General features: G+C 58.5%; 5 protein-coding genes and 1 riboswitch. Of the genes, 3 read left to right on the top strand and 2 right to left on the bottom strand.

Translation table 11 applies throughout. The features are described 5' to 3' along the window. Positions 1–315: 315 nt before the first annotated feature. Positions 316–1,311: a GTP 3',8-cyclase MoaA gene (gene moaA, locus AB5Y92_RS17740; RefSeq protein WP_100653337.1), complete on the bottom strand. Its 996-nt coding sequence runs from the start codon at positions 1,309–1,311 to the stop codon at positions 316–318. Further along, a riboswitch (molybdenum cofactor riboswitch) is annotated at positions 1,299–1,439 on the bottom strand. It overlaps the preceding gene by 13 nt. Positions 1,440–1,517: 78 nt before the next feature. Here moaA and narQ point away from each other — a divergent pair. The 3 genes from narQ to AB5Y92_RS17725 all read left to right on the top strand — a co-directional run bounded on the left by narQ (position 1,518) and on the right by AB5Y92_RS17725 (position 4,547). Beyond that, positions 1,518–3,230: a nitrate/nitrite two-component system sensor histidine kinase NarQ gene (gene narQ / locus AB5Y92_RS17735; RefSeq protein WP_005334468.1), complete on the top strand. Its 1,713-nt coding sequence runs from the start codon at positions 1,518–1,520 to the stop codon at positions 3,228–3,230. Beyond that, a complete protein-coding gene (narL, locus tag AB5Y92_RS17730) occupies positions 3,230–3,868 on the top strand; it encodes a two-component system response regulator NarL (RefSeq protein ID WP_005334471.1) in 639 nt (212 codons plus the stop codon). Before narQ ends, narL begins: the two co-directional genes overlap by 1 nt. Before the next feature lie 103 nt (positions 3,869–3,971). Beyond that, positions 3,972–4,547, top strand: a complete 576-nt coding sequence (locus AB5Y92_RS17725) for an LON peptidase substrate-binding domain-containing protein (protein ID WP_005334473.1) — start codon at positions 3,972–3,974, stop codon at positions 4,545–4,547. A 248-nt stretch (positions 4,548–4,795) separates the two neighbouring features. On the opposite strand, the gene AB5Y92_RS17720 is transcribed toward AB5Y92_RS17725, so the two are convergent. Next, positions 4,796–6,892: an ATP-binding protein gene (locus AB5Y92_RS17720; protein WP_368227284.1), complete on the bottom strand. Its 2,097-nt coding sequence runs from the start codon at positions 6,890–6,892 to the stop codon at positions 4,796–4,798. Positions 6,893–6,907 lie beyond the last annotated feature (15 nt).

The following is a 6,907-nucleotide window of genomic DNA, read 5'->3' as shown; positions in this document are numbered from 1 at the left end:
ACTGCACCGGCGGTTCGGCAGTTCTCAGCCGCCCCCGGAACAGGCCGCGGCGGGCAAGATCGATCTCATCCGGCATGTTGACTCCTGTTCTGGTGAAAAAGGGGACAGTGCGAGTCCATGATTGGCATTCTTGATACCAATTATAAGAGTGGGTGTATATTGCGGCCCTGACAAGGTAAGGGATATACCACCAGGGAGATAAACAGGGGGGATTCTTGCGCCAGATCAAAGCCTTGCAGCGCAATAAAAATGGAGGTATCGGTTAAAATACCTCCATGTGAGGATTGCTATTTAATCGTTGGCGATTTTTTGCGGTTATCCGCCGATCGAGGCGAGATGAGGGGTGATACCGGCATTGCCCTCATGGAGACGATGGGTAGCACTCTTGCCCGCCAGTGCCGCGCGAATGCGCTGTTGCAGCTCATCGGATTGTGCATCTGCGCCGAGCAGATCCCGCAGGTCGATGCCGTTGTCACCAAACAGGCACAGATGCAGCTTCCCCAGCGAGGAGACCCGCAGCCGGTTGCAACCGGCACAGAAATCCTTGCTGTAGGGCATGATGAGCCCCACCCCACCTTGCGAATCGGGGTGCATAAAGACCTGCGCCGGACCGTCATCCGTGCCCCGCAACTGCTGCACCCAGCCGCTCTCCAGCAAGCGCTGTTTGATCTGTTCGCCGCTGACATGGTGGTCACGGAACAGGGTATCCATCTCGCCGGTCTGCATCAGCTCGATAAAGCGCAGCTCGATGGGCTTGTACCTGATCCAGCCCAGAAAGGCATCAAGCTGGTAGTCGTTGAGCCCCTTGAGCAGCACCGCATTGATCTTCACCGATTTGAAACCGGCGGCCAGTGCTGCTTCGATCCCCTCCATCACCTCGGCCAGCTTGTTCTCGCCGGTGATCTGGTGAAACTGGCGCGGGTCGAGACTGTCGACACTGACATTCAGCGCGTTGAGTCCGGCATCAAACCACTCCTGAGCCCGCTCCTTGAGGCGATAGCCGTTGGTGGTCATGGCAACTTTCTCGATGCCCGGGGTGGTGGCAATCACCTTGACGATCTCGGTGAAATCGCGGCGCAGGGAGGGCTCGCCCCCCGTGATGCGCACCTTACGGGTACCCATGGCGGCAAAACCGCTGACCACGCGGCGGATCTCGTCAATCGAGAGAAAGGGTTGACGCCCCGCTTTGTGACCTTCGGGGGGACGATAACCGTCAGGCAGGCAATAGGTGCAACGGAAATTGCACACATCGGTCACCGACAGACGCAAATAGTAAAAACGACGGGAAAAACCATCTTCAAGTGGCAACATAAACACCTTTCCAAATACGGGAGGCCAGGGCATTTCTTTCCTGACCCTTACAGCTCGAACGTCGGCTGACGGCTGGTTTCCCCCTATCGCTAGGACTTAGGCAAAACCGCTCGGAGTTCATCTAGTTTTTCGATGCTAACACAAGTTGGAGTACACTCCCACGCATCTTGCGGGGTCCTTATCACTATTCAGAGGTGCGCATCAGTATGGGAAAACGGTTCAGGGTCCATTCGGTCAGCAGTGCCATTGGCCGCGCCATGGTGTTGATCCTCTTCATGGCCAGCCTGATCGCGCTGGTCGCCATGGTCACCCTCTTCTACTCGGTACCCGATGCCAAGGCGATCAACCTCTCCGGTTCGCTGCGGATGCAGGCCTACCGGATGGCCTACGAAATCGAGCGGGGCGACAGCGTGCTGGGGCGCCTCTCCCAGTTTGAAGAGACCCTGCACGCCGAAGAGCTGCAGGAGACCCAGCGCTGGATCACCCCCGCCTCCCTGCGTCGCACCTATGGCGAGGTGCTCGGCCAGTGGCAGGTGATGCGCCAGCACATCGAGGATCGCACCCCCAGACGGTACACCGATAACACCGAGCAGTTTGTGGCGGCCATCGACAATTTCGTCAATCAGATGCAGTACCACGTGGAATTCAAGGTGAGGATGCTGGCACTGGCGGAGGGGCTCGGCCTGCTGGCCATCATCACCATCGCCTGGTTCACGGTGCGCTTCACCCGTCAGCAGGTGGTCGCCCCCCTCAACCAGCTGGTCTACTGTGCCCGCCAGATCCAGCGGCAGGATTTCGATCTTAAGCTGCCCGCCCACGGCGAAAACGAGCTGGGGGAGCTCTCGCGCGCCTTCGTCACCATGGCAGACGAGCTGGGCAAGCTCTATCGGGAGCTGGAAAACAAGGTGGAAGAGAAAACCGCCAAGCTGCAACAGGCCAACGACACCCTCTCGTTTCTCTACTCGACCGCCCAGAAGCTGCACGCCGCCCCGCTCAGTACCCGTACCCTTATCAAACTGCTGGACCGCGCCGCCGCCCACCAGCATATCGACCATATCCGGCTGACCCGCTTCGAGCACAACGCCATGCCGGTCTACATCTCGGGGCGCACCGGCTGGCCCGGCGATCTCGATGCGGTGGCCAGCTTTTATCTGCAGATGGATGAGCAGGAGTTCGGCCGCCTCGACATCATCAGCCAACACCCCATCGATGAGCGGTTGATTAAAAACTTCACCATGCTGCTGGCTCAGGTGCTGCACAAAGACCAGACCCTGCTGCAACAGCAGCGACTGCTGCTGATGGAGGAGCGGGCGGTGATCGCCCGGGAGCTGCACGACTCGCTGGCGCAGGCCCTCTCCTATCTCAAGATCCAGTCCACCCTGCTCAAGCGCTCTTACGCCAAGGGGCAACATGACAAGGCGCAGGAGGCGATGCAGCAGATCGACGAGGGGCTTAGCAATGCCTATACACAGTTGCGCGAATTGCTCGGCACCTTCCGTCTCACCATTGGCGATGCCAATCTGGGGGAAGCGATCCGGGTGATGCTCGATCAACTGCAACCTCAGACCCAGGCCGAAATCCGGTTCCATTACGGACTGGCCGACAACGACCTGGAGGCGGGCCAGCATATCCACATTTTGCAGTTGATCCGTGAGGCAGTGCTCAATGCCATCAAACATGCCAACGCGCAAGTGATTGATGTTAGCTGTGAGACCCTCGCCAGTGGTAACATTGAGGTTCAGATTTCAGATGACGGTGTCGGGATCGGACTCGCCAGCTCGGCGATCAACCATTACGGTTTGAGCATCATGAACGAGCGCGCCAGCAAACTGCACGGTCTGCTGACCATCAACGAGCAGCAACCACAAGGCACCTGCGTGCATCTGACCTTTCCCACCAGTCTAGCGAGAGACGCCTGATGGACGAGATGAAATACACAGTTCTGGTCGTAGATGACCATCCCCTCATGCGCAAAGGGATTGTGCAGTTGCTGGCTCTGGAAGAGAACATGGAGGTGACCGGTGAAGCCTCCAACGGCACAGATGCCGTGGCGCTGGCCAAAGAGTCCGAGCCGGATCTGATCCTGCTCGACCTCAACATGAAGGGGCTCTCCGGCCTCGATACCCTCAAGGCGCTGCGGGCCGAAGAGATCACCTCCCGGGTGGTGATCCTCACCGTCTCCGATGCCCGTCAGGATGTGGTTGCTTTGCTCAAGGCGGGTGCTGATGGCTACCTGCTCAAGGATACCGAGCCTGATCTGCTGCTAGCCCAGCTGGCCGACGTGATGACCGGCAAGCAGATCCTGAGCGAACCGCTGCGCCCCTATCTCGAAAACATCTACGAGCTGGATCACCTGCAGCAGAAGCTGGAAAGCTTAACGCGTCGCGAAATGCAAATCCTGCGCGAAATTGCAAAAGGCCTCTCCAACAAACAGGTCGCCTCGGTACTCCATATCTCCGAGGGAACGGTCAAGGTTCACGTGAAGAGCCTGCTGAAGAAACTCGAGGCGCAAAGCCGCGTGGAAGCGGCTGTCATGTATCTGGAGCAGCGCAACTAAGCGCCCTCAACCGCCCGAAAAGCCACCCTCCGGTGGCTTTTTTCATTCTCTGGCACAGTCGCTGCATTGTCATATTCAGCAACTACTCAATGGAGGATGGAACATGAAACTACAACCTTTGGCACTGTTCCCCTTGCCTTCCCACATACTGCCGGGCGGCAAGCTTCCTCTGCGTCTGTTCGAGCCACGCCACCTGCAGATGCTCAAGGAGTCATTCATCAACGATCAGGGCTTTGGCATCGTGATGGAAGAGTCGACCACCTCGGGACAATCCGGCCGCATTCTGCCGGTGGGCACCCGGGTCAAAGTGACCGACTTCTACACCCTCAATGATGGCCTGCTGGGGGTGACGGTGCTGGGACTGGAGCGCTTCTGTATCCACGAGATGGAAACAGACGAGATGGGCCTGCGCCGGGCCAAGGTGGAGATGCTGCCCAACTGGCCGAGCACCCACTCAGATTTCAACGACAAGCTGCTGGTCAATCGCCTGCGGGAAGTGTTCGAACAGTATCCGGAGCTTGATGAGCTCTATCCGGACAAGCGCTTTGAAGATGCCGCCTGGCTCTGCCAACGCTGGCTCGAGATATTGCCGATGCCGATTTATGAAAAGCAAATGCTGATTGCCAAACAAAACAGCGAAGCGGCCCGTAAATTCCTGCATCGCCTGATTTCACAATGACAAAAACAGCGTTGCAAAATGCAATTATTCCAACAATGAAAATGTGAAATTCGCATTTTGCGAGTGAGTAGGAACGCAGAACGCCATAACAAGAGAGAGCCGCTGCGCTAAACGGCCAAAATTGAACACAAAAGAGTCTAAAAAAGTTGGCACAGATTTTTCATATAGATTGATACAACCCGATTTATCCCGTGCTCTCTTCAGTATTTGCTGAAGAACTGGTCAACCCACAAAGTTGACCATTTTTTTTATCCGCGCGTCGGCAACCGCTGACCAAAGTGACGCTGCAAACACTCTCTCAGCCGTGACAAGGTGATCGGTTTGGCGAGAAAGTCATCCATCCCCTGCGCCAGACAGCACGCCTTGTCCTCCGCCATCGCATTGGCCGTCAGGGCGACGATAGGCATAGTACATCCCAACTCACGCAAGCGCCGGGTGGCTTCCAGTCCGTCCATCAGGGGCATCCGCATATCCATCAGGATCAGATCCGGGAGCTGCTCATCCACCTGCGCCAGCGCCTCCAGGCCATTGGCAGCCAGCCGTACCTTGCCCACCAGTTTTTGCAGCATCAGCGACACCACCAACTGGTTCACCGGGCTGTCCTCCACCACCAGCACATCCAGTGGCAGCAGTGCCGAAGCCCCCTCCTCCCGCTGCGGTTGGCTATGACAAGGCAGCGCCATACCGGGCAGCTCGAACCAGAAGCAGCTTCCCTTGCCCGGCTCGCTCTTCAGGTGGATCTCTCCCCCCATAAGCGTCACCAGACGCTTGCTGATGGCAAGACCGAGGCCGGTACCGGAAAAACGCCGGGTGGCCGAGTTGTCGACCTGGGAGAAGGGTTCAAACAGCAGCGCCTGATCCACATCGGCGATCCCGATCCCGGTGTCGGAGACCGAGATCAGCAGCTTCTCATCCTGCCAACCCAGATGCAGTGTCACCTGCCCCTGTTCGGTAAATTTGAGGGCGTTGTCCAGCAGATTGCCCATCACCTGCGACAAACGCATCGGATCCCCCTGCAACTCCCGGGGTACCGACTCATCGACCCGATAAACCAGCACAATCCCCTTGGCGGCGGCACGGGTTTGCAGCGGCTCGACCAGAGATTGGCAAAGCTGGACGGGTTGCAGGGTCTCGCAGTGAAACACCAGGGTTTGCGACTCGATTTTCGAAAAATCGAGCACGTCGTCGATGATGGTTTGCAGCAATCTGGCCGAGTGGGTGGCATGGCGCAGCAGGCTCTGTTGCTCCGGCGCCAGCTCGGCATGCTGCACCAGATCGAGCATCCCCAACACCGCATTCATGGGCGAACGGATCTCGTGGGTCATCATGGCCAGAAACTGGGACTTGGCACGGTTGGCCGCTTCAGCCTCATCCCGTGCCCGCGCCAGCTCCTCTTCCCGGCGGATCTGGTTGCTGATATCCCGGGCAGTGCCACGATAACCGATAAACTGGCCATCATGGTCAAAGCAGGGCTCGGCACTCACCTCCATCCAGCAGGGGCCGTGTTGCAGCGCAACCTGCATCCGCACCCCTCGCACCGGCTGGCGCAGCTCCAAAAGCTGCAGGTATTTCTGGGCATCGCAGCTCTGCTTGTTGCAGACGTAGTCATAGAGGGTCGGCCGGGTCGCCTGCGGGGTCATCTCATCCAGATAACCCGGCTCTGAGGCGTAACTAAGGCGATGCTCGGCATCTGTCTCCCAGAACCAGTCCGAAGCCATGGCGGCGAAGCTGCGAAAACGGCGTTCGCTGGCCTGCAACGCTTCGGTTTTTACCGCAACCTGCTCCTGCAAGCGGGCCCGATAGGTGATGTTGACCAGCGCCTGGGCGATAAGCGGACGGCAACGCTCCATGGCGGCCTTGCTGGTAAGATCGAAGGTACCCGCCCGAGCGTGGCGGCAGATGAGGGTGGCGGTAAAACCGGGGGCCTGCAGCCCGGTCAACATCACGCTGGCCCAGCCCGGCTCGCTCGCCAGCGGCGCAAGCTCAGGCAGCTGGGCGGGATCGTAAATCACCAAGGTTTCACCCGAGATGGCGCGGGCAAATGCCGGGGTCATACGCCAGCTGCGGGCTGATAGCATCGGCTCGGTACTGAGGTGGGTACTCCCCTGCTCCCCTTCCCAGGCCACTACATCCGCGTGTTCAAAGCCGATAAATGGTTTGAGCACCTGGATAAGGCTCTCCAGCACCTGCTCCAGCGTCTTGGCATCGGCGAGGGTGGCAACCCCGCCCAGCAGGGTCTGGGACTCGTGACGATACTTGGCCTCGCGCTCGCGGCAACGCATAAGGTCGACCAGCGTGGTCTGCAATTTGTCGCCGAGGGCTTCCAGTTCACTGTTGCCAATCATCTTGTTGCCTGCTCT

Origin of the sequence: Aeromonas sp. R1-1, assembly GCF_040908495.1 — a bacterium.
GTDB classification, from domain to species: Bacteria; Pseudomonadota; Gammaproteobacteria; order Enterobacterales; family Aeromonadaceae; genus Aeromonas; species Aeromonas veronii.
The sequence above is the reverse complement of the archived record's forward strand: the minus strand, read 5'-3'. Positions and strand labels throughout refer to the sequence as shown.

Coding starts and splice junctions, on each gene's coding strand:
- moaA (WP_100653337.1), bottom strand. CDS start 1,311: ATGTTGCCACTTGAAGATGGTTTTTCCCGTCGTTTTTACTATTTGCGT.
- narQ (WP_005334468.1), top strand. CDS start 1,518: ATGGGAAAACGGTTCAGGGTCCATTCGGTCAGCAGTGCCATTGGCCGC.
- narL (WP_005334471.1), top strand. CDS start 3,230: ATGGACGAGATGAAATACACAGTTCTGGTCGTAGATGACCATCCCCTC.
- AB5Y92_RS17725 (WP_005334473.1), top strand. CDS start 3,972: ATGAAACTACAACCTTTGGCACTGTTCCCCTTGCCTTCCCACATACTG.
- AB5Y92_RS17720 (WP_368227284.1), bottom strand. CDS start 6,892: ATGATTGGCAACAGTGAACTGGAAGCCCTCGGCGACAAATTGCAGACC.